We start from the raw sequence: 20358 nt of genomic DNA, 5'->3' as shown, positions 1-20358 counted from the left end.
GGGGCTGCTTTGCAGCCCTTCGCGAGCTGCGCTCGCTCCTACCAGGTTCATCGTCCGTGCTTGAAAATGCGATCTGCAAACACCGGCGCAGCCTTGGTCTGCTGCTCAGATACCGATCTGCAGGCCGACGCCGCCCCGGTAGGAGCGAGCGCAGCTCGCGATGGGGCGCGCAGCGGCCCCAGGGTTACAGCTTCGCGGCACATGATGTTGGGGCTGCTTTGCAGCCCTTCGCGAGCTGCGCTCGCTCCTACCAAGTGCACTGTCAACTAGAGATGGGTTTGCCGCGGCAAACGCTGCGACAACTCATCGAGCAAGCGCTGCTCACGCTTGTCCTCAAGGCGCCGGGCCTCTTCGATGTAGCGCTGCACCAGTTTGCGCAGGCCTTCGACCCGGGCATAGGCCTGCTGCCAGGTGCCACGGGCGTTATTGAGGTTGTTCTGGTGCCAGGTCAGGCTCTGGCGCTGCTGGGTCATGGCCGTTTCCAGCTGGGCCAGAAAGCGCTGGTAGTTCAGCAGCCAACTGCCATTGACGCCCTGCCCGCCACGGTTCAGCCACTGCGCCTGGTAACCCTCACGGAAGCTTTCCAGCTCGGCCAGCTTGGCCTGGGCCTGGGCCACCTGCTGCTGGAAATGCCCCACGCGCTGGGCGGCCTTGCGCTCGGCCTCCTCGGCCATGTCCACCACCGGCGCCAGGCGCGCAGCACGGCTGGGCATGCTCATGGCCTATCAGCCCTGGCCTGGCGGCGTGAAGATCGCCCCCAGCTCGCTGCGGCTCTGGCCCATGCCGACATTCTCATCCAATCCCTGGCGCAGGAAATCCACCAGCTTGGGCTGCAGGGCAATGGCCAGGTCGGTTTCCGGGTCGCCGCCTGCTACATAGGCGCCAACACTGATCAGGTCGCGGCTCTGTGACAGCCGCGACCACAACTGCTTGAACTTCTGCGCCTGGCGCAGGTGGTCCGGGTCGACCACCTGGGGCATCACCCGGCTGATCGAGGCCTCGATATCGATGGCCGGGTAATGGCCTTCCTCGGCCAGCCGGCGCGAAAGCACGAAGTGGCCGTCCAGCACGCCCCGCGCAGAGTCGGCAATCGGGTCCTGCTGGTCGTCGCCCTCGGACAGCACGGTATAGAACGCGGTAATCGAACCCCCGCCCGGCTCGCCGTTGCCGGCACGCTCCACCAGCTTGGGCAGCTTGGCAAACACCGACGGCGGATAGCCACGGGTGGCCGGCGGCTCACCAATGGCCAGGGCGATTTCCCGCTGGGCCTGGGCAAAGCGGGTAAGCGAGTCCATCAGCAACAGGACGTTCTTGCCCTTGTCGCGGAAATACTCGGCGATACGTGTGCAGTACATGGCCGCACGCAGGCGCATCAGCGGCGCATCGTCAGCCGGGGACGCCACCACCACCGAACGCTTGAGGCCTTCTTCGCCCAGGATATGCTCGATGAACTCCTTCACCTCGCGGCCCCGTTCGCCAATCAGCCCCACCACGATGATCTCGGCTTCGGTAAAGCGGGTCATCATGCCCAGCAACACCGACTTACCAACGCCGGTGCCGGCGAACAGCCCCAGGCGCTGGCCACGGCCGACCGTGAGCAGGCCGTTGATGCTGCGAATGCCCACGTCCAGCGGCTTGCTGATGGGGTCACGGTTGAGCGGGTTGATGATCGGGCCATCCATCGGCACCCAGTCTTCGGCACGCATGCCGCCCTTGCCATCCAGGGCACGGCCGGCGCCATCGAGCACCCGGCCCAGCATGCTCATGCCCATGGGCAGGCGGCCACTGTCGTCCAGCGGCACCACGCGGGCGCCCGGGGCGATGCCGGCAATGCTGCCAACCGGCATCAGGAATACCTTGTTGCCGGCAAAGCCCATGACCTCGGCTTCGACCTGCACCGGGTGATAGCTGTCGTCGTTGATGACCAGGCAACGCCCACCAACCGCGGCGCGCAGGCCCTCGGCTTCAAGGGTGAGCCCGACCATGCGCAGCAGGCGGCCTTCGACCACCGGCTGCACGGGCAACGCAATGGCCTCGGCGTAACCGCCCAGGCGCTTGCCGAAGCTGGTACGTTCAAGGCGCATCTTGGCTTTCCAGTTCCACCGCCAGGTCCGACGCCGCCGGGTGCAGGGCCTGGTCGTGCAGCTGGTCGAACAGCTGGGCGACGGCCTTCTCGATGCGCGTTTCCATGGTGGCGTCGATGCGGCTGTGCAAGGTTTCGATACGGCAGCCGCCGGGCAGCAGGGCTTCGTCTTCGAGCAGCTTCCAGTTTTCCTCATGGCGTTCGCGCAAGGCCTTGGCCAGCTCGAAGTCCTGCGGGTTGAGGTGGATGCGGATATTGTCGGCGCCCATCGGCAGCAGCTTCAGCGCCTCGCGCAGCACTTGGGTGATCTGGCTGGAGTCGCTGCGCAGTTCGCGGCCAATGACCTGGCGGGCCATGTGCGCCACCAGGTGGACCACGGTCCTTTCGATCTGCGTGTCCTGCTCGGCAATCGGGTCGAGCAGGTGCCCCATCAGCTGTTCGAGGCTGGCCAGCTTGGCCGCCAGCGCCTGCTCGGCCTCCTGGCGCACTTTCAGCTGGGTGCTGTGGAAACCCTCGCGCTCGCCGGTGGCGAAGCCTTCGTTGTAGGCCTCCTGGCGGATAGCTTCGAGCTCTTCCAGGGTCAGCGGCTGGACTTCCTCCAGCGGCACTTCCTCGACTTCTTCTTCGACGACTTCAGGCTCCGGCTCAGGTTCTGGCTCAGGCGCTGGGTCGAAGCTGGGCAGCGTCCAGATGTCGACGCCCTCGAGGTCGCGGGCACGGATCAGGTCGCTGGGGTGGGATTCTTTGGTGGGCATGTTCTCAGCTACTCATCTTCTGCCCCTGTAGGAGCGGGCTTGTCCCGCGAAGCAGGCACCGCAGTGGTTGCCACCGGCGCTGCCGATGTTCGCGGGGCAAGCCCGCTCCTACAGGAAGTTATGCCGCATGCAGGATCAGATCATTTCCTCGGCACCCTTGCCGCCGAGCACGATCTCGCCGGCCTCGGCCATGCGCCGGGCGATGGTGAGGATTTCCTTCTGCGCCGTTTCCACGTCGCTGACGCGCACCGGGCCCTTGGCCTCCAGGTCGTCGCGCAGCAGCTCGGAAGCACGCTTGGACATGTTCTTGAAGATCTTGTCCTTGACCCGCTCGTCGGCGCCCTTGAGCGACACCACCAGCACATCGGACGACACTTCGCGCAGCAGCGCCTGGATACCACGGTCGTCGACGTCGGCCAGGTTGTTGAAGACGAACATCAAGTCTTCGATCTGCTCCGACAGGTCGCTGTCGACCTCGCGGATCGCGTCCATCAGGGCGCCTTCCACCGAGCTGTCGAGGAAGTTCATGATGTCGGCGGCGCGCTTGATGCCGCCCAGGGTGGTGCGCGCGGCATTGGAGTTGCCCGAGAACTGCTTCTCGAGAATCTGGTTCAGCTCCTTGAGCGCCGCCGGTTGCACGGTGTTCAGCGACGACACGCGCAGGACGATGTCCAGGCGCACCTTGTGGTCGAAGTTGCTCAGCACCTCACCGGCCTGGTCGGGGTCCAGGTAGGCGACCACGATGGCCTGGATCTGCGGGTGCTCGTAGCGGATGACATCGGCCACGGCGCGCGGCTCCATCCACTTGAGGCTGTCCAGGCCACTGGTGTTGCCACCGAGCAGAATGCGGTCGACCAGGCCGTTGGCCTTGTCCTCGCCCAGGGCCTGGTTGAGCATCTTGCGGATGTAGGCGTCGGAACCCACGCCGAGGCTGGTCTGGTCGCCGACGATCTCGACGAACTCGCTCATCACCTGCTCGACCTGCTCGCGGTGCACGTTGCCCATCTGCGCCATGGCCACGCCAACCCGTTGCACTTCCTTCGGGCCCATGTGGCGCAGCACTTGCGCAGCATCGGTTTCACCGAGCGACAGCAGCAGGATCGCGGCCTTGTCGACACGGCTGAGCTTGGCGGTAATGGCTCGATTGTCACTCATCGGCGTTGATCCACTCTTTGACGACCTGGGCTACGCGGCCCGGGTCTTCGGCCACCAGGCCCTTGATTGCGTTGAGCTGTGCTTCGTAGCCCTCGGTGGGGCTTGGCAACAGAATGCTTGACGGGCCACCGAGGCTGACACGGTCGTTGGCCAGTTCGCCATCCAGACCGATCATCCCGCCCAGTTCCATGTCGCTATCCGCGCCGGCAGCCTGCTTGCCACCGCCGGTGATGTTGTTCAGCACCGGGCGCAGTACACCAAACACCAGCACCAGGATGAACACCACGCCCAGCACCTGCTTGACGATGTCCCAGAACCACGGCTGCTGGTAGAAGGCGATATCGCCGATCTCTTCGCCACGCTCGGCGGAGAACGGCACGTTGATCACCGTCACGCTGTCGCCACGGCTGGCATCGAAGCCGACCGCGTCCTGCACCAGGCGGGTAAAGCGCGCCAGGTCTTCGGCGCCCCACGGGGCACGGGTGGTTTCGCCCTTGGCGTCGACCTTCACCTGGTCGTCGACCACCACCGCCACCGACAGGCGGGTCAGGCGACCCTGCTGCTGGCGGGTGTGGCTGATGGAACGGTCCAGCTCGAAGTTCTTGGTGGATTGCTGACGCTTGTCGGCCGGGTATGGCGCAAGCATCGGCTGGCCGGTGGCCGGGTCCATGATCTGCTGGCCATTGGCATCGACCAGCGGTTGCCCCGGCTGGATGGCCGCGGCAGGCGCGGCGGCGCCACCGGTGGTTTGCGGCGCGGAAGCGGCGCCCGGCGGCTGGTTGCTCAACGCACCCGGCACGCCCTGCGGGCCCGAGCTGCTGGAGCGTTGTTCATTGACCGACTGCTCGCTGCGCAGCGCCGGTTGGTCTGGGTTGAACTGCTCGGAGGTCGACTCGACTGCGCTGAAATCAAGGTCGGCGGAGACTTCGGCCTTGTAGCGGTCATTGCCCAGCACCGGTTGCAGAATGTTGTGCACGCGCTGGGTCAGCAGGCTTTCCATGCGGCGGCTGTAGTCGAACTGCTTGCCGGCCATGGTCAGGGCGTTGTCTTGCAGCTGGTCGGAGAGCAGGTTGCCCTTCTGGTCGACCACGGTGACCTGCGACTTGTCCAGTTCCGGCACACTGGTGGCGACCAGGTTGACGATGGCCATTACCTGCCCGGCTTCCAGGGATCGGCCTGGGTACAGCTCGACCAACACCGAGGCGCTTGGCTTGCGCTCGTCACGCACGAATACCGAGCTTTTCGGAATGGCCAGGTGCACGCGGGCGGCCTTGACGTTGTTCAGGCTCGACACGGTACGCGCCAGTTCGCCTTCCAGGCTGCGCCGGTAGCGGGTAGCTTCCATGAACTGGCTGGTGCCCAGGCCCTGCTCCTTGTCGAGCAGTTCGAAACCGACATTGCCATCGCTCGGCGCCACGCCGGCCGCTGCCAGTTTCAGGCGCGCACGGGAGAGGTCGTCGGCCTTGACCAGCAGAGCACCGGAATTGGGCTCGACGTTGTAGGGAATATCGGCGGCGGACAAGGTGTCCATGACCTGCTTGGTGTCCATGCCCGACAGGCTGCCGTACAGCGGCCGGTAGTCTGGCTGCTGCGACCACAGCACCACGGCAAAGCCAATCGCCACGCTCGCCGCCAGCCCGACCAGAAGGCCGATCTGGCGCAGCATGGGCATGCGCGAGATGTTTTCCAGGAAGGCCATGCCGAACAGTGGCGGCTTGGACCCCGGCGCACCGCCGCTCTTGGCGGGGGCGTTGTCGACGACTGCTTCAGCCATGACTTACTTCCGTCCTCAAACCGGCATCTGCATGATGTCCTGGTACGCCTGGACCAGCTTGTTGCGTACCTGGGTCAGTGCCTGCATGGACACGCTGGCTTTCTGCGAGGCAATCATCACGTCGGTGAGGTCGACACCGCTCTTGCCGATCTCGAAGGCATTGGCGAGCTGGTTGGACGCCTGCTGGGTCTGGTTGACCTTGCCGATGGCCTGGCCAAGCATGTCGGCAAAGCTGCTTTGGCCAGGCGCCAGTTCAGGCACGGCCGAGGCCTTGGGCAACGACATGGCGTCGGCCTGCATGGCCCGCATGTCCAGCATCAGACGGTTGAATTCAATACCTTGGCTCATGACCTTCTCTCTCCGGCGGCCGCATTTTTTTGACACTCATGCGGCGGATAGCCCTGAACTAGCAACACATGTGCCAGCCCGCCCCGAACGCATGCAAATGGCTGTTTCAGCCGAACAGGCTGGCCTCGACATCCAGCCCCGCATCGCGCATCTGCGCCAGCTTGTAACGCAGGGTACGCGGGCTGATGCCGAGTTTTTCGGCAGCTTCCTTGCGTCGGCCGCGCTCGGCGCGCAGCGTGTCGATAATCATCTGGAATTCGTGGCGACGCATGTCGTCGCCCAGGCCGCCAGAGTCCGCCGTGCTCTCAGTAAATACTGGCGATGCAATGGCAGGCTCGGCAACCGACAAGGGAATGGCGCCGGCCAGACAGAAATCCGCCGCCTCGATCACCCCGCCCTGCTGCAGAATCAGCGCCCGCTGCAGGGCGTTATCCAACTCACGCACATTGCCCGGCCAGGCATGGGCCTGCAGGCAGGTGCGCGCCTCAGCCGACAGGCGCACCGGCGCATGCTTCATCTTCGCCACATGGCGCGCCAGCAGGCGCTCGGCCAGCGGCAGGATATCGCCACTGCGTTCGCGCAGCGGTTGCCAGGCCAGGGGGAATACCGAAAGGCGGTAGTACAGGTCTTCGCGGAAACGCCCCGCCGCCACTTCCGCCGCCATGTCACGGTTGCTGGTGGCCAGCACGCGGATGTCCAGGGCAATCGGCCTGCGCCCGCCCACCCGCTCCACTTCACGCTCCTGCAGCACGCGCAAGAGCTTGGCCTGCAGCCCCAGGGGCATTTCGGAAATTTCGTCGAGCAGCAGGGTGCCGCCTTCGGCCTGTTCGAACTTGCCAGCCTGGGCCGCGATAGCGCCGGTGAAGGCGCCCTTCTCGTGGCCGAACAGGGTGGCTTCGAGCATGTTGTCGGGAATCGCCGCGCAGTTGATGGCCACGAAGGGCTGCGCTGCCCGCGGCGACTGCTGGTGAATGTAGCGCGCCAGCACTTCCTTGCCCGTGCCCGATTCGCCGGAAATGAGCACCGTCGAGTCGCTGCGTGCCACCCGTGCGGCCAACTCCAGCAACTGCCGGCTGGCCGGCTCGCAGGCCACCGGGCCTTGCCCATCACCGGCATCCAGGCGCCCGGCGGCATGGCGTTCGACCAGGCTCAACAAGGCCCGCGGTTCGAATGGCTTGACCAGGTAATCCACCGCGCCTTGGCGCATGGCGTCCACGGCGCGCTCCACCGCCGCATGGGCGGTCATCAGCAATACCGGCAACTGCGGGTAGTGCCGGCGCAGTTGCCCAAGCAACTGGTGGCCGTCCATGCCGGGCATGTTCACGTCGCTGACCACCAGGCTGTACCCTTCGCCCGCCACGGCTTCCAGCGCCTGCTCGGCACTGCCGACTGCGTGGTAGGCGAAGCCGCCGATTTCCAGGGTATCGCCCAGCGCCTGGCGCAATACGCGGTCGTCCTCGACCAGCAGCACCTTGATTGCCATTACACGACCTCCGCTGCCGGCCCGTCGATCAACGGCAGTTCGACTTTCACACAGGTGCCGCGCCCAACCTTGGAACGCAGTTCGAGCACGCCCTGGTGCGCACGCACCACGGCCATGACCACCGCCAGGCCCAACCCGGTGCCGGTGGCCTTGGTGGTGAGGAAGGGTTCGCCCAGGCGGCCCAGCAACTCAGGGGCGATGCCGCTGCCGGCGTCGCTGATGCTCAGGTGCAGGGCATTGCCACGGCGGAACAGGTGAACCTTGAGCCGCGCAGGGCCATCACTGGCCTGCAGGGCGTTCTCGATCAGGTTGAGCAAGGCGCCCACCAGGGTGTCGCGGTTGCACAGCAGCTCACCCAACTGGCTGTCGCATTGCCAACGCACGGCGTGCCCCTGCACATGGGGCTGGGCTGCCTGCTGCAGGGCCTGGAACAGGCCTTTGGGGGTCAGCCGGTCACCGAGGGGCAGCTCGCCACGGGCGAAAACCAGCATGTCGCGCACCTGGTGCTCCAGCTCATGCAGGCGCTCTTTCAAGCTGCCGGCGAAACGTTGGCGGGTTTCTGGCGCAAGCGTGTGCTCGCTGTCGGCCAGGTGGCTGGCATAGAGCATGGCGGCCGACAGTGGCGTGCGGATTTGATGCGCCAGCGAGGCGACCATGCGCCCCAGCGACGACAGGCGTTCGTGGCGCGCCAGCTGGTCTTGCAGGCGGCGGGTTTCGGTCAGGTCGTTGAGCAGCACCAACTGGCCAGGTTCGGCATCCAGCGAGCGGGTGGCGATGGACAGGCGGCGCCCGTCGCGCAGCGACACTTCGTGGCCGTCATCCTTGCGCGGGGCGAAGCTGCGGGCGATCACCTGGCGCCACAGCTGGCCCACCAGCGGTTCGCCCAGCAGTTCGCAGGCAGCCGGGTTGGCTTCGCGCACCAGGCCCTGGTCGTCGATCACGATCACCCCACCGGGCAGCAGGTCGAGCAGGTTCTGCAGGCGGTTGGCCAGGCGCTCCTTCTCGTTCAGCTCGGTCATGCGCTGGGCACCGACCACCGCCAGCTCGCCCTTGAGCTCGCTGACGCGGGCTTCGAGCATGCTGTAGGACTGGTTGAGCTGGGTGGACACCTGGTTGAACAGGGCGAAAGCCTGCTCCAGCCCCTGTCGACTTTCCTGTTCGACCGGGGTACGCCCCTGCGGATCAGGGACTCGGGAAGGGTGGGCGGCCTGGGGCATCGTGCTCTCTCGCGTGGCTGACCGTCATAAAAACGGTGTGGTGCCAGCGGTGTAGCAATAGCCGTGCCGGGGTTTGGGGGATGGGCGGGAATGAACCGGTTGAGCGGCGCGCGCGCGGGTGAACGGTTTTGGGGTGCGGGGCGGCGTAGATCGAGCGCCGCCCGCGCGGCGCTTCGCGAGCTACGCTCGCTCCTACGTTTGTTTCGGGCCAGTAACGCCTGTGGCAAGCGCGCGCGACCGCCTTGTTTGTACGACGCGATATCGTGCCATGCGCCAAGGCGTACGCGCGCAAATCCCCAGGAATGACTGGCCCGAAACAAACGTAGGAGCGAGCGTAGCTCGCGAAGCGCCGCGCGGGCGGCGCTCGATCTACGCCCCGCCATCAAACCCAAGACAGGCACAAAAAGGCCAAATCAATCTTCGGCCTGGTCCTCGCCCCCCTGGCGACTCATGCCGTACTTGCGCATCTTCTCGACCAAGGTGGTCCGGCGAATACGCAAGCGCTCCGCCGCACGGGCCACGATGCCGTTGGCATCGTCCAACGCCTGCTGGATCAGGCCCTGCTCCAGGCTACCGAGGTAGTCCTTGAGGTCCAGCCCCTCCGGCGGCAGCATCGCGTGGCTGCCAAGGTTCGGCGCATGGCCGTTGATCGCCACGCGCTCTTCCAGGTCGCTGCGCAAGCTGTCGACCAGTTGCTCGTCCTCATCGTCGACATAGCGGAATTTCTTCGGCAACTCCGACACACCGATCACCCCGTACGGGTGCATGATCGCCATGCGCTCGACCAGGTTGGCCAGCTCGCGAACGTTGCCCGGCCAGCCATGGCGGCACAGCGACATGATCGCGGCCGAGTTGAAGCGGATCGAACCGCGCTTCTCGTGCTCCATGCGCGAAATCAGCTCGTTCATCAGCAGCGGGATATCTTCCACACGCTCACGCAGCGGCGCCATTTCGATGGGGAACACGTTCAGGCGGTAGTACAGGTCTTCGCGGAAGGTGCCGTCCTCGATCATGCTTTCGAGGTTCTTGTGGGTTGCCGCGATGATGCGCACATCGATGCTCTGGGTCTTGTTGCTGCCCACCCGCTCGAAGGTACGCTCCTGCAGCACGCGCAGCAGCTTGACCTGCATCGGCAGCGGCATGTCGCCGATTTCGTCGAGGAACAAGGTGCCGCCGTTGGCCAGTTCGAAACGCCCGGCACGGCTGGTGATGGCCCCGGTGAAGGCGCCCTTCTCGTGGCCGAACAGCTCGCTTTCCAGCAACTCGGCCGGAATCGCCCCGCAGTTGACCGGCACGAACGGCGCTTCGCGGCGCTTGGAGTGGTAGTGCAGGTTACGCGCCACCACTTCCTTGCCGGTGCCCGACTCACCAAGAATCAGCACGCTGGCGTCGGTATCGGCCACCTGCTGCATCATCTGCCGCACATGCTGGATGGCTCGGCTGGTGCCGACCAGGCTGCGGAACAGGTTCGGCTCGCGCTGGCGACCGCGCTCACGGGCCTGGTCGTACATCTCGCGGTAGACCTGGGCACGGTGCAGCGAATCGAGCAGCTGGCTGTAGCTGGGCGGCATCTCGAGGTTGGACAGCACGCGACGGCGCAATTCCTCCGGGTATTCCGCAGAAGAAATTTCACCAATCAGCAATACCGGAAGGAACTCATCCCACCCGGCTACTGTCTTAAGCAACCCGAGCACACTGCCCGGCGCTTTTACGGAACCGATCAGCACACAGAGCACTTCGCGACTGGAAGACAAGCCTTCTACCGCCTGCTGCCAGTCCTGGCTGGAGCATGACAGGTTGTCTTCGCCGAGAAAGTTCAGAACCACCGCCAGATCGCGGCGGCGGGCGCTGTCGTCATCGATCAGGAGAATCTTGGTTTCACGCCACATGCAATAGCAACTTCCCTAGTCATATCGGCGCCCGAAGGCGTGCTCGACATCATTCTGACTGAATGGTCAGTGGTCGGACGTCTGAAATTCGAAAACAGCCACTAGTAAAGTCAAAAAAACGCATACAGTCAAATTAATGGCGCAGGACGTTTAGGACATCTGTGGTCAACTGAACAGATGGTATACCTTGGCGGCATTTTTCGCCTGACGGATTTGCGTCATCTCGTCGACTATCGATTGACGCTCGCCACTTGCAACGTCGATTAATTGCCGGTAAACGTCGAGCAACTGCTCCAGGCTGTCGCGAACATCCGCCTCCTGGCCCTGAGCCTCGCCCAACACGTCGTTGATGCGCAGGCGGCATTCCAGGTCCAGCTCCCCTACCGCATCCCAGTCGCGCTTCTCCAGCGCCGTCAGCAGCAGCTGACGGGTGTGTTCGATACGGGCGATCACATCGCTCATGTCATCCTCCTTGATCAGGGAGCCGACGACTGGTCGGCGATGGCGTCCCAACCTTCCTTCACGGTAATCAGCAGGCGCGCCACTTCATCGATGATGGCCGGGTCGCTTTTCATGTTGGCTTCGATCAGGCGACGGCTCATGTAGGTGTACAGGCTGTCCAGTTCGGCCAGGCTGTCGGCGTGGTTTTCCAGGTCCAGCCCTTCGCGCAGGCCGCCAATGATGTCGATGGCCTTGCCGATCAGGATGCCGCGCTGGGCAACATCCTTGCGTGCGATGGCACCCTTGGCCTGGGCCATGCGGTCAAGACCGCCCTGCATGAGCATTTGTACCAGACGGTGAGGGCTGGCTTCGGACGTTTGTGCCACACCGTTGACTTTCTGGTACTGCCGAAGGGCCAACATCGGGTTCATGGATCTACCTCGTTGCTGCGAAAAAGGTTGCTTGTACCCTGTGTATCGCCGGGACGTCAAAAAACTTTAGGGAGAAAACAAAAAGCCCGGCGCGTCCTTCGACGCTGCCGGGCTTTTGTCACTGCTAATGGATCAGGAGTTCTTGGCCTGGGCGTTCAGCGCATCGAACACCGACTTGATCTGCGTGGCCTGGGCGTTGAGCTTGGCAACCGCCGTGTCCATCGCCACGTACTTCTTGGTCAGCGATTCGGTCAATGCCTCGGTGCGACGGTCCAGCGCGGTTTGCTGGTCGGCCAGGTTCTTGGCCACCTTGTTCAGGGCGTTGGTGCGCGTAACCAGGCTGCCATCGGTGGAATTGTACGGGTCGATGGCCTTGTTCATGCGCTCGATCAGGCCATTGCTACCGGTAAACAGCTCCTGCACCTGCGAACCCAGCTTCTTGTCGTCCATTGCCGACGTGAACTTGGTGGCGTTGAACTCCAGGGTGCCGTCCTTGGTGGTGTTGATACCCAGCTGGCTGAGGGTCGTCAGTTGGTCGCCCGCGCCCACTTCCGACAGCACCTTGCGGATATCGTTGACCAGCGAACGGGTGGTCGGGTCGTTGGTCAGCGGGCCCAGCGAAAGGTTGTCATCGTCGTCACGGGTACTGGCCGTGAGCGCAGTGATGGTCTTCGTCAGCGTGTTGTAGGCATCGACGAAAGACTGCACCGACTTCTTCAAGCCGTCGTTGTCCTGGGCCACTGTGATCGAGGTAGGAACGCCGGTGGTGCCCGACTTGGCACTGACACCCGTCAGCTCCAGGGTAATGCCACTGATGGCATCGGTGATGCTGTTCTTGGTGCTGGTGACCGCCAGCCCATCGACGGTCAGCTCGGCGCTTTGCGCCAACCCGGTGATGAACCCGGCGCCAGTGCCGCTCATCTGCTGGGTGCCATCGATTTCCAGCGAAGCAATGCCGCCGACCTTGAGGTCCGAGCCCTTGCCGGTGGTGGTCGAGCTGAGCACCAGGCGCGCACCACCCTCACCGTTGACGATGTTGGCGGAGATGCCTTGCACGCTCAACTGCTTGTTGATCTGATCACGAACGGTCTGCAAGGTGGCGCCGGAAGCCACATCGATATTGTACGAGTTACCGTTTTGCTCAATGGTCAGGGTGCCGGCATCGATCGAAGAGGTTGCCCCCCCTGCGAACGCAGCACTGGCAACCTTCGAACCGGTCGCCAACTGGTTGACCACGATATCGTAGCTGCCGGCCACGGCGGTGTTGCCCGCAGTGACCTTGACCACCGACTCGTTCGCCGATTTCGCAGAGAAGGCGTTGAAGGCTGGCGCCGTGGTGTCATTGAGCTTCTTCATGGCGTCCTGGAACGCCGTGAGGGCACTGCGCAGCGAGCCCACACCGGAAATCATCGCACTGTTGTTACTGGTTTGCCGGGTGATCTGTGCCTTCTTGGCAGCAGTGTCGGCATTCACCAGCGCGGTGACCATTTCGGTGATGTTAAGACCTGTACCTTGACCGATACTAGAGACTATTGTGCTCGCCATAGAGTTATCCCTCTTGCTGATACGTCAGGCCACGCTCCTGCACGGCCGACTACAATTCTGCGTCATGTGCTCGCCTGCCATCATACCTTGGCGTCGAACAGCAGACTGTTTACATCATGCAGGTTATGGGCAATGCGCAGCGCCTCTTCGGAGGGCAGCTGACGAATCACCTCACCCGTTGCACTGGCGATGACCTTGACCACCACCTGCCCGGACTCTTCATCTGTCGAAAACTGCAGGTTGCGACGGGTCGAACTCAGAAACTTTTCAATCTCCGAAACGGCGCTTTTTACCTTTTCGACATGATTGCTGTCTTCGGCAGCGCTGACTGCCTTCGGTTCCAGCGTATCGCTATTGCCACGGGGCGTATCTGCCGACCGTTGTACCGGTTTCTCGCCTACCTGCTCGGTAGCCCGAGCGGCCGGGTAGGACAGATTCAGCTTGACGCTCATGTCCATATCTACCACCTCGTAACGAAAAGGCGGGGAAGCGCCTCATTGTGCACTCCCCCGCCGGTTACCATCAGCGATTACTGAAGCAGCTTCAGTACAGCGGATGGCAGCTGGTTGGCCTGGGCCAGAACCGAAGTCGAGGCTTGCTGCAGGGTCTGCTGCTTGGTCAGCTGAGCAGTTTCAGCGGCGAAGTCGGTGTCCTGTACACGGCCACGGGCGGCTTCGGCGTTTTCGTTGATGTTCTGCAGGTTGTTGATGGTGCTGGTCAGACGGTTCTGCACGGCACCCAGGTCGGCACGGGTGCTGTTGATCGAGTTCAGAGCGTCGTCGATTGCGCTCATGGCGGCGGTGAAGGTCGCCTCGGCGGACGAGCTGTCAGCACCGGTGATGTTCATGCCAGACAGGCCGCTCAGGGCGCCAGCAGTGCTCAGGGCGTCGCTCAGGCTGATGGTGATCTGGTTGTCGCTACCGGTGTTCGAACCCACCTGGAAGGTCATGTCGCCAGCGGTGCCGTCCAGCAGGTTCTTGCCGTTGAGCTGGGTGGAACCGGCGATACGGTCGATCTCTTTGAGCATCGACTGGAATTCTTTGTCCAGTGCGTCACGGTCGGCTTCGCTGTTGTTGTCGTTTCGCGACTGAACAGCCAGTTCACGCATACGCTGCAGGATGTTGGTCTGCTCTTGCATCGCGCCTTCAGCGGTCTGGGCGATGGAGATAGCGTCGTTGGCGTTTTTGATGGCCATGGTCTGACCACGGATCTGCGAGGTCATGCGGGTAGCGATCTGCAGGCCGGCGGCGTCGTCTTTGGCGCTGTTGATTTTCAGGCCGGAGGACAGACGAGTCATCGAGGTGCTCAGAGCATCGGAAGCACGGTTCAGGTTCTTCTGAACGCCCAGAGAGGTGGTGTTGGTGTTAACAGTCAAAGCCATGACGAATTCCTCGTAAGTTGGGTACTACGGCTTCCGGCCTTGGCAATTCGCCGGGGGTGGCACAGAGAACCTTCGTAATAGTTATCTTCGTCAGGGCGGGTTTCTTTAGCGGATTTTCGAAAAAAATTGCTGGCATCCGGCCAGCCCAACAAAATCAAGGAGTTGACGCCAGAATAAAGGCGCCAGCCCCATGCAGAATAGAAAAGAAAACGCCGCCAGGTGCTGGCGGCGTGTGAATCAGCGACAAACGGTAGCTAAAGCCGTGTACAGGCTCAGCCCGGCTCGCCAGGTTCGCGGCGCTCGATGATCGCCGAACCCCACGACAGCCCGACCCCAAAGCCGCTGAGCGCCACGCGCTTGTGCTGCGAGCCCAGCACATGCTTTTCCAGCAGCAGCGGAATGCTCGAGGAGACGGTGTTGCCGGTTTCGATCATGTCCTTGACGAACTTGTGCTTGTGCTCGCCCTCTTCAAAGCGCGCCGATACCGCGTCGACGATTGCCGCGCTGCCCTGGTGCAGGCAGTAGAGGTCGATGTCCTCGGCCTTCAGTTGGCTGGCATCGAGCAACTGCTGAAGGTGCGCAGGCACCTTGACCAGGGCGAAGTTGTACACCTGGCGGCCATTCATGAAGAACTTGCCGTCGGTGGTGCGCAGGTGCTCGGCACCGGCGCCATCGCTGCCGAACAGCGACTTGCCCAACTGCCAGTTCGCGCCTTCGCCCAGCCACGAGGCGGTGGCGGCATCGCCGAACAGCATGGTGGTGTTGCGATCTTCCGGGTCGACGATCTTCGAATAAGGGTCAGCGGTGATCAGCAGGCCATTCTTCAGGCCCGCCGCTTCCATGAAGCCCTTCATCGCATACAGGCCATAAACATAGCCCGAGCAGCCCAGGGAGATATCGAAGGCCGCAACGGCGGTCGACAAGCCGAGCTTGTGCTGAACGATCGCTGCGGTGTGTGGCAAGCCTTCGGCATCGCCGTTCTGGGTGACCACGATTACCGCGTCGATGGCAGCCGGGTCCAGCGACGGGTTGGCGGCGAAGAGGTTTTGCGCAGCGGCTACACAGAGGTCGGAGGTTTCCTGGGCAGCTTCCTTGCGCGGCAAGAAGGTCGAACCGATCTTGCCGAAGATGAAATCCTGGTCCTTGCCGAATTTCGCGCCCTGGGCGTAGTTGTCCACGCCCTGAGCAGGCACGTAACTGGCGATGCTTTTAAGGCCAATCATATGGCTTCCCAATTCAGTAACAGCGAAGTACCCACTGCCTGCGCAACGGCAAAACGCCAGATGATACGGTGGCAACCGATCCCTGACGGTATTCCAGGTGCGACGCAGCGGCTCCCGGTTTTCGACAATATACAGTGAAGATGCGCGTTCTGACTGCCAGGTCACGCTCTTTTTGTCGAATACCCCGCCGCCACCTCAGGGGCCCTCTCAGAAGCGCGCCAGAATATCGCCAAGAACCTGCACCACGCGCTCCTGGGCCGCCTTGGGCATGCCCCACCACAGGGGCAGGCGCAGCAGTCGCTCGGAACTGTAGTTGGTGACTTCCATGGAACCATGGCTACGCCCGTAGCGCTCGCCGGCCGGCGAGGAATGCAGCGGCACATAATGGAATACCGCGTAGATCTCGTGGCGTTTCAACGCCTCCAGTACGGCCTGGCGGTCGATGCCTGGCGCCAGCAGCACGTAGTACATGTGCGCATTGTGCTGGCAGTGCTCCGGCACGATGGGCCGGCGTAGCAGGCCTTGGCGCTCCAACCCTGCCAGGGCTGCATGGTAGGCATTCCAGGTCGCCAGGCGGTTATCGGTGATCGCCTGCGCCTCCTCCAGCTGGGCCCAGAGGAACGCCGCAATCAGCTCGCCCGGCAGGAACGACGAGCCCACTTCCTGCCAGGTGTACTTGTCCACTTCACCGCGGAAGAAGCGGCTGCGGTCGGTGCCCTTCTCGCGAATCACCTCGGCCCGCAGCACCTGCTCGCGGGCGTTGACCAGCAGCGCGCCACCTTCGCCGGAAATCACATTCTTGGTTTCATGGAAGCTGTAGGCCCCGAGGTCACCGATACTGCCCAGTGCCCGGCCCTTGTAGCTCGACATCACGCCCTGGGCCGCGTCCTCGACCACGTGCAGCCCATGCTTGCGGGCAATGGCCATGATGCTGTCCATCTCGCAGGCCACCCCTGCGTAGTGCACCGGCACGATGGCCTTGGTACGCGGGGTGATGGCCGCCTCGATCAAGCGCTCGTCGAGGTTCAGGGTATCGGGCCGGATATCGACGAACACCGGCACTGCGCCGCGCAAGACGAAGGCGTTGGCGGTGGATACGAAGGTATAGGAAGGCAGGATGACTTCGTCACCCGGCTGGATGTCGAGCATCAGCGCACACATTTCCAGTGCCGCCGTGCAGGAGTGGGTCAGCAGCACCTTCTCGCTGCCACTGTAGGCTTCGAGCCACTGGTGGCAGCGCTTGGTGAATGGCCCGTCGCCGGCAAGCATGTTGCCGAACTTGGCTTCGGCAATGTAGTACAGCTCTTTGCCGGTCATGTGCGGGCGATTGAAGAAAATCTTGTCAGTGCTCATTGCTCGGTTTCCGCAGAGGCGACAGAAGAAAATACCCGGGCTGGCGGATCAAAGCGCCTGGATCGAACTGATCCTTCCACCTATCTGGGTGCCATTTTCAAGGTTTTGGTAAAAGTACGGTGTAAAGCCGGCCTCGGCCATGGCCTGCTGGACCTCGGCAATGTCGTATTCCAGGCGGTGCAGGTCAAAGCGCTCCCCGTCCCAGGTCGCGAACGCTGCTCGCCGGTCGCCATCGCGCGGCTGGCCGACGGAGCCTGGGTTGCAGTAGACCTTGCCCTGCCCTTGCCACAGGTATTGCACATGGGTATGGCCCGAGACGAAGAGGCGCCCGGGCAGCGCCTCGAAGTAAGCCTGGGCCGGCTGCAGGTACTCATCCAGCGGGTCATTCCAGCCACCGTGGACCAGGCTCATCCCGTGTACCTGCGCCTGCAGGGGCAGGCCATCGAGCCAGGCGAGGTTCTGCTCGCTGATGACCTTGGCCTGGTAATCCAGGCAGGCGTTGGCACTGTTGGAGCGCGGGCAACGCTGCTGCCGGGCCAGGTACCAGTCATGATTGCCCATCACCGACAGCACCCCACGCTCGCGCAGTGCGTCGCAGCAGGCGTTGACCTGGCAGTAATAGCCGGCCGTGTCACCCAGGCAGATGATCTGCTCGACACCCAGGGCGTCGAGCCGTTGCAGCACGCTTCGCAGCGCACTGTAGTTGCCATGGACGTCAGAAATGATCCCGATCATGGACGATGTAGTCCTCTATGTAGCGAACGGCGAAGCCCGACTTGACGGTGGGCGCACTGGGCATCCGGTGGTCCAGGTAGAAGGCCAGGCACATGGCCGCCTCGTTGTAGCCAAACGCCCGGCGGATCGAACTGGTTGACGAAATGCGCGGGTTGATTTCCAGCAGGCGCCAACCGCCATCGTCATCCCTGCGAAACTGCAGGTTGGTCGGCCCTAGCGGCTTGAACGCACGGCACAACCTGGCCACGGTTTCGTCCAGGCCGGCATCGTGGAATACCCGCGCCTTGGCGGTTGAACCGTCCGAGGCCAGGCTGCGCTGGAAGGCGATGGACGGCCCGGCGCCGCCCTGGCCATCGGCGAACACCGCCACGGTGTACTCACGCGCCGCGCTGCCAATGATCGGTTGCGCTATCAACACCGCCCCCAGCAACGGCGCATTGGCGCTGAAGTCCTGCTCCTGCCGAACCCAGACCAGCCCCTTGGACGCCGAGCCTTTGCGCGGCTTGAGCAGGAACGGCAAGCCGAAGGCAGCCTGCAGCGATTGGAAGTCGCCCTCCAGGGCGCTGGGGATCCGACTGGGTTCCCCCAGTGCAGCCAGCGCCTGGTCCATCGCCCACTTGTCGCGGGACAGGTCAATCAGGTGCGGGGTGTTCAGCGCTACTTCACAGCGCGCCTGGCGAAATAACGCACGGTGGTCCGAAAGCCAGTGAACATCCTGCTCGATGCCGGGAATCAGCAAATCGACTTCATAGCGTGCCAGCACATCCAGCAACCATTGCGCATATTCGCCGCTGGCGGTCAGCGGCGCCTGCTCGAACGCATCGCACCAGGCCCGGCCAACGGCGTCGTCATAGATGTCGGTGCCCAGCAGGCGGATCGAAGGGTCGGCCTCACGCAGCGATTTCAACAGGCCATAGCCCATGATCGCGCCAACGCCGGTGACCATGACGGTTTTCATGGCTGCGCCTCCCGGTGTGCCTTCATCAATTCGAACCCTTGGCGCAAGTCGATGCGCGGGGCGTAGTCAATGCGCGTGAACAGCTCGGTGGCACAGGCGAAGGCTGGCAGGTCTGGGATATCGTTTTTTTGTGGCAAGAACTGCACCTCTTCAGGTGTGCCGAATGCCTCGAATGCCGCACGGGCGATTTCGGACAGGCGTGGTGCTTGCGGATGCGCGCAGTTGTGCAGCCCCTCGACCCCCTGCGCGGCCACACGGGTGCAGATCTCGGCAAGGTCCTGCACATGCAGGTAGCTGCGCCGGGCATCGTTGTTGCCGAAGATCTGCACAGCCCTGCCAGCCGCAGCGTTGTCGGCAATGGCGTACAACAGCGGCTGCTGGGGCCGGCAATGCCCCTCGCTGTCATAAACCTGGCCAATCCGCAGGATGGTCAAGGCCATGCCGCGGGTGCTGCAGTACAGGCTGGCGACCTCTTCGGCATGGCGCTTGGAGAGCGCGTAGATACCGTAGTACGGGTCACCCGGCTGGTGGGCCGCCCAGCGCGAAGACAGCAAGATGAAGTGCCTCGCCCCGTAGCGTTCGGCCAACTGGCACGCCGCCAGGGTGCCGACGCTGTTGGCCTGTTCGGCACGCAGCAGGTCATCCGGCTCGTGCCCACCAAAGTCGGCAGCGGCATGTACGACCAGGTCAAAGCGATCATCGCCGGTTGGCAGCACCGGGTGGGCAAGGTCGAAGGTGATATCGGCGTCACGCCGCCCCGCCCGCTTCACCGGGCCCAAGCGCTCCAGGGACCGGGCAATGGCCTTGCCCAGGGTCGAAGTACTGCCGATGACCAGGCTGTTCATGCGTCGCCAACCGTCGCCTCAAGCATCAGCGCACAGCTGAGCTCGGGGTAATCGATCGCGACGGTGCACATGGCGGTGGTGATCGCCTCGCTGAGGTCCAGCGCCTTCATCTGCGAGGTCATGAAAGGCTTGAGGAACAACCCTTCCTTGCGCACCACCTGCAGCCCGGCCTGCTCCAGTTCCTCGGTCAGCGTCTGCAGGGAGTAGGCACGCAGGTGGCCAAGCTCATGGTCACCCTTGCCCAGCACCATCATGTCATCGAGCAGGCCGGCCGCATGACCGAAACGCCGGTGCAGGGACTGCGCGTTCGGCACCAGTACGAAACAACGGCCACCGGGCGCAAGGTACTGCTTGTACTTGCGCAATACCACCTGCGGGTCCTCGACGTGCTCCAGGACGAACCCCATGACGATCAGGTCGAAACGTTGTTCGGTGTCGAACGTCTCGAAGTAACCTTCGACGATGTTCGCCGGGCTGTCAGGGTACTGCGCTTGAAACTGCGCGATCACCGACGGCGAGCCATCGATCACGGTATGCGCGTTGAAGTAGCGGGAAAAGCGGTTGGTCGAGAAACCGTGGCCAATGCCCAGCTCAAGCAACGTGTTCCGCGGGCCACACAGTTCCATGATCCGCCGCGGGTACCAGTTGAGCATGATGTTGTTGTCATAGGCGTAACCGAAGCTATCGCTGTACGCGCCGATGAAAGTATCCAGAGTGTTCGTCATGTGTGCCCCGTTCGAGC

General features: G+C 63.3%; 20 protein-coding genes. All 20 read right to left on the bottom strand.

Going from position 1 to position 20358, the window contains the following annotated elements:
• Positions 1-266: 266 nt before the first annotated feature.
• Positions 267-719: a flagellar export protein FliJ gene (gene fliJ, locus F3J45_RS08205; RefSeq protein ID WP_167060088.1), complete on the bottom strand. Its 453-nt coding sequence runs from the start codon at positions 717-719 to the stop codon at positions 267-269.
• A 6-nt stretch (positions 720-725) separates the two neighbouring features.
• Positions 726-2084, bottom strand: a complete 1359-nt coding sequence (gene fliI / locus F3J45_RS08200) for a flagellar protein export ATPase FliI (RefSeq protein ID WP_167060086.1) — start codon at positions 2082-2084, stop codon at positions 726-728.
• On the bottom strand, positions 2074-2838 hold the full coding sequence (gene fliH, locus F3J45_RS08195) for a flagellar assembly protein FliH (RefSeq protein ID WP_167060083.1): 765 nt from the start codon (positions 2836-2838) through the stop codon (positions 2074-2076). The genes fliI and fliH overlap by 11 nt, the downstream gene beginning before the upstream one ends.
• Positions 2839-2973: 135 nt before the next feature.
• A complete protein-coding gene (fliG, locus tag F3J45_RS08190; protein ID WP_167060081.1) occupies positions 2974-3993 on the bottom strand; it encodes a flagellar motor switch protein FliG in 1020 nt (339 codons plus the stop codon).
• Entirely contained in the window at positions 3986-5767 is a 1782-nt protein-coding gene (gene fliF, locus F3J45_RS08185) for a flagellar basal-body MS-ring/collar protein FliF (RefSeq protein ID WP_167060079.1), read from the bottom strand. The genes fliG and fliF overlap by 8 nt, the downstream gene beginning before the upstream one ends.
• A gap of 15 nt (positions 5768-5782) precedes the next feature.
• Positions 5783-6115: a flagellar hook-basal body complex protein FliE gene (fliE, locus tag F3J45_RS08180; RefSeq protein ID WP_167060076.1), complete on the bottom strand. Its 333-nt coding sequence runs from the start codon at positions 6113-6115 to the stop codon at positions 5783-5785.
• Between the two features lie 106 nt (positions 6116-6221).
• Entirely contained in the window at positions 6222-7598 is a 1377-nt protein-coding gene (locus tag F3J45_RS08175; protein WP_167060074.1) for a sigma-54 dependent transcriptional regulator, read from the bottom strand.
• On the bottom strand, positions 7598-8815 hold the full coding sequence (locus tag F3J45_RS08170; protein ID WP_167060072.1) for a PAS domain-containing sensor histidine kinase: 1218 nt from the start codon (positions 8813-8815) through the stop codon (positions 7598-7600). The genes F3J45_RS08175 and F3J45_RS08170 overlap by 1 nt, the downstream gene beginning before the upstream one ends.
• Positions 8816-9228: 413 nt before the next feature.
• Positions 9229-10704: a transcriptional regulator FleQ gene (fleQ, locus tag F3J45_RS08165; RefSeq protein WP_167060069.1), complete on the bottom strand. Its 1476-nt coding sequence runs from the start codon at positions 10702-10704 to the stop codon at positions 9229-9231.
• Positions 10705-10869: 165 nt separating this feature from the next.
• Positions 10870-11166, bottom strand: coding sequence for a flagellar protein FliT (locus tag F3J45_RS08160; protein WP_167060068.1), 297 nt, complete (start codon positions 11164-11166; stop codon positions 10870-10872).
• 14 nt (positions 11167-11180) lie between these two features.
• The gene (gene fliS / locus F3J45_RS08155; RefSeq protein ID WP_167060066.1) at positions 11181-11576 is read right to left on the bottom strand and encodes a flagellar export chaperone FliS; all 396 of its coding nucleotides are present in this window, start codon (positions 11574-11576) and stop codon (positions 11181-11183) included.
• Between the two features lie 132 nt (positions 11577-11708).
• On the bottom strand, positions 11709-13121 hold the full coding sequence (gene fliD / locus F3J45_RS08150; protein ID WP_167060064.1) for a flagellar filament capping protein FliD: 1413 nt from the start codon (positions 13119-13121) through the stop codon (positions 11709-11711).
• An 80-nt stretch (positions 13122-13201) separates the two neighbouring features.
• Complete coding sequence (locus F3J45_RS08145) at positions 13202-13573, bottom strand: flagellar protein FlaG (protein ID WP_240158499.1); 372 nt, start codon at positions 13571-13573, stop codon at positions 13202-13204.
• Positions 13574-13650: 77 nt separating this feature from the next.
• Positions 13651-14502, bottom strand: a complete 852-nt coding sequence (locus tag F3J45_RS08140) for a flagellin domain-containing protein (protein WP_167060058.1) — start codon at positions 14500-14502, stop codon at positions 13651-13653.
• Between the two features lie 272 nt (positions 14503-14774).
• A complete protein-coding gene (locus tag F3J45_RS08135) occupies positions 14775-15725 on the bottom strand; it encodes a ketoacyl-ACP synthase III (protein WP_167060055.1) in 951 nt (316 codons plus the stop codon).
• Positions 15726-15932: 207 nt separating this feature from the next.
• Positions 15933-17078: a dTDP-4-amino-4,6-dideoxygalactose transaminase gene (rffA, locus tag F3J45_RS08130; protein WP_167060051.1), complete on the bottom strand. Its 1146-nt coding sequence runs from the start codon at positions 17076-17078 to the stop codon at positions 15933-15935.
• A gap of 48 nt (positions 17079-17126) precedes the next feature.
• A complete protein-coding gene (locus F3J45_RS08125) occupies positions 17127-17813 on the bottom strand; it encodes a metallophosphoesterase (protein ID WP_167060048.1) in 687 nt (228 codons plus the stop codon).
• Positions 17794-18771 carry an ATP-grasp domain-containing protein gene (locus F3J45_RS08120; RefSeq protein ID WP_167060045.1) on the bottom strand — a complete coding sequence of 326 codons (978 nt, stop codon included), beginning with the start codon at positions 18769-18771 and terminating at the stop codon, positions 17794-17796. The genes F3J45_RS08125 and F3J45_RS08120 overlap by 20 nt, the downstream gene beginning before the upstream one ends.
• Entirely contained in the window at positions 18768-19616 is an 849-nt protein-coding gene (locus tag F3J45_RS08115; RefSeq protein WP_167060042.1) for an NAD(P)-dependent oxidoreductase, read from the bottom strand. Before F3J45_RS08115 ends, F3J45_RS08120 begins: the two co-directional genes overlap by 4 nt.
• A complete protein-coding gene (locus tag F3J45_RS08110; protein ID WP_167060039.1) occupies positions 19613-20341 on the bottom strand; it encodes a class I SAM-dependent methyltransferase in 729 nt (242 codons plus the stop codon). The genes F3J45_RS08115 and F3J45_RS08110 overlap by 4 nt, the downstream gene beginning before the upstream one ends.
• Between the last annotated feature and the right edge of the window lie 17 nt (positions 20342-20358).

This window comes from Pantoea sp. Ap-967 (assembly GCF_011752565.1).
Classification (GTDB): Bacteria; Pseudomonadota; Gammaproteobacteria; order Pseudomonadales; family Pseudomonadaceae; genus Aquipseudomonas.
Note: the sequence above shows the minus strand (reverse complement) of the source record. Positions and strands in the feature narration are given on the sequence as shown.

What these genes read in the sequence shown, in the direction of transcription:
- F3J45_RS08160 (WP_167060068.1), bottom strand. Translation starts at nt 11,166, where the DNA reads ATGAGCGATGTGATCGCCCGTATCGAACACACCCGTCAGCTGCTGCTG.
- F3J45_RS08135 (WP_167060055.1), bottom strand. Translation starts at nt 15,725, where the DNA reads ATGATTGGCCTTAAAAGCATCGCCAGTTACGTGCCTGCTCAGGGCGTG.
- fliI (WP_167060086.1), bottom strand. Translation starts at nt 2,084, where the DNA reads ATGCGCCTTGAACGTACCAGCTTCGGCAAGCGCCTGGGCGGTTACGCC.
- F3J45_RS08110 (WP_167060039.1), bottom strand. Translation starts at nt 20,341, where the DNA reads ATGACGAACACTCTGGATACTTTCATCGGCGCGTACAGCGATAGCTTC.
- F3J45_RS08120 (WP_167060045.1), bottom strand. Translation starts at nt 18,771, where the DNA reads ATGAAAACCGTCATGGTCACCGGCGTTGGCGCGATCATGGGCTATGGC.
- fliD (WP_167060064.1), bottom strand. Translation starts at nt 13,121, where the DNA reads ATGGCGAGCACAATAGTCTCTAGTATCGGTCAAGGTACAGGTCTTAAC.
- F3J45_RS08115 (WP_167060042.1), bottom strand. Translation starts at nt 19,616, where the DNA reads ATGAACAGCCTGGTCATCGGCAGTACTTCGACCCTGGGCAAGGCCATT.
- F3J45_RS08140 (WP_167060058.1), bottom strand. Translation starts at nt 14,502, where the DNA reads ATGGCTTTGACTGTTAACACCAACACCACCTCTCTGGGCGTTCAGAAG.
- fliH (WP_167060083.1), bottom strand. Translation starts at nt 2,838, where the DNA reads ATGCCCACCAAAGAATCCCACCCCAGCGACCTGATCCGTGCCCGCGAC.
- F3J45_RS08170 (WP_167060072.1), bottom strand. Translation starts at nt 8,815, where the DNA reads ATGCCCCAGGCCGCCCACCCTTCCCGAGTCCCTGATCCGCAGGGGCGT.
- fleQ (WP_167060069.1), bottom strand. Translation starts at nt 10,704, where the DNA reads ATGTGGCGTGAAACCAAGATTCTCCTGATCGATGACGACAGCGCCCGC.
- F3J45_RS08125 (WP_167060048.1), bottom strand. Translation starts at nt 17,813, where the DNA reads ATGATCGGGATCATTTCTGACGTCCATGGCAACTACAGTGCGCTGCGA.
- F3J45_RS08145 (WP_240158499.1), bottom strand. Translation starts at nt 13,573, where the DNA reads ATGAGCGTCAAGCTGAATCTGTCCTACCCGGCCGCTCGGGCTACCGAG.
- fliS (WP_167060066.1), bottom strand. Translation starts at nt 11,576, where the DNA reads ATGAACCCGATGTTGGCCCTTCGGCAGTACCAGAAAGTCAACGGTGTG.
- fliE (WP_167060076.1), bottom strand. Translation starts at nt 6,115, where the DNA reads ATGAGCCAAGGTATTGAATTCAACCGTCTGATGCTGGACATGCGGGCC.
- fliG (WP_167060081.1), bottom strand. Translation starts at nt 3,993, where the DNA reads ATGAGTGACAATCGAGCCATTACCGCCAAGCTCAGCCGTGTCGACAAG.
- F3J45_RS08175 (WP_167060074.1), bottom strand. Translation starts at nt 7,598, where the DNA reads ATGGCAATCAAGGTGCTGCTGGTCGAGGACGACCGCGTATTGCGCCAG.
- fliJ (WP_167060088.1), bottom strand. Translation starts at nt 719, where the DNA reads ATGAGCATGCCCAGCCGTGCTGCGCGCCTGGCGCCGGTGGTGGACATG.
- rffA (WP_167060051.1), bottom strand. Translation starts at nt 17,078, where the DNA reads ATGAGCACTGACAAGATTTTCTTCAATCGCCCGCACATGACCGGCAAA.
- fliF (WP_167060079.1), bottom strand. Translation starts at nt 5,767, where the DNA reads ATGGCTGAAGCAGTCGTCGACAACGCCCCCGCCAAGAGCGGCGGTGCG.